Annotated in this window: 1 protein-coding gene; it reads left to right on the top strand. The window is 40.1% G+C overall.

What is annotated here, in order from left to right:
• Positions 1-1,055: PIG-L family deacetylase (locus BUC29_RS21080; protein ID WP_208610061.1), on the top strand; the 1,055-nt coding region annotated here is incomplete at both ends.

Genomic DNA, 1,055 nt, shown 5'->3' with positions numbered 1-1,055 from the left:
AATGCTGTTTTTGTTTTGGATAAAGAAGCATCTTCAAAATTAACGAGAATCAATAAACCCTGGCTGGTTGAGAAAATTGTATGGACCGATAAATTAATCAGAAAAGCAGTTTTAGGATTGGCGCTTGATCTTAAAAAACCAATTTTAATGCTTACCGATGCCGATTATATCGAAAACGGAATGAGCGATTTACTGGCAGATTCTGGTCCTGCATACGACATCAACATTAAAATTTTCAATAAACTTCAAAATACAATCACGGGCTGGCCGGGCGGAAAACCAAATGCAGAAGACACCAATCGTCCTGAAAGGGCAGAGCCGGCTAAAAAACGTGTGCTGATTTTCAGTCCGCATCCGGATGATGATATTATCAGTATGGGAGGAACCTTCATGCGTCTGCAGGAGCAGGGACATGAAGTACACGTGGCGTATCAAACCTCTGGAAATATTGCTGTTGCAGATGATGAAGCGTTACGTTTTGCAAGATTCGTAATTGATTACAACGAGAAATTCAACATTAAAAGCGAAGAAGCAGACAATATTTATCAAAAAGCACAAACGTTTTTAGAAAATAAAAAGAACAGCGAAATTGATATTCCAGAAGTAAGATATATCAAAGGCCTGATCAGAAAAGGGGAGGCTAGAGCAACAAGTCATTTTGTAGGTCTGCCAGACAGCCAGATTCATTTTATGGAACTTCCGTTTTATGAAACCGGAACAATTGAGAAAAAACCAATCGGACCAGAAGATATTCAGTTAACGATGGATTTAATTGAAAAAATCAAACCGCACCAAATCTATGCTGCCGGAGATTTAGCAGATCCGCACGGAACACATAAAGTTTGTCTGGATGCTATTTTTGAAGCCGTTAAAAACTTAAAACCAAAACCATTTATGAACGACTGCTGGTTGTGGTTATATCGTGGAGCATGGCAGGAATGGGGCATTGACGAAGTTGAAATGGCGGTGCCAATGAGTCCGGATCAGGTTTTGGCAAAACGCCACGGAATATTCAAACACCAATCACAGAAAGACGGTGTTGTGTTTCAGGGAAC

It is taken from the genome of Flavobacterium defluvii (assembly GCF_900129555.1).
GTDB lineage: Bacteria > Bacteroidota > Bacteroidia > Flavobacteriales > Flavobacteriaceae > Flavobacterium > Flavobacterium defluvii.
Note: the sequence above shows the minus strand (reverse complement) of the source record. Positions and strands in the feature narration are given on the sequence as shown.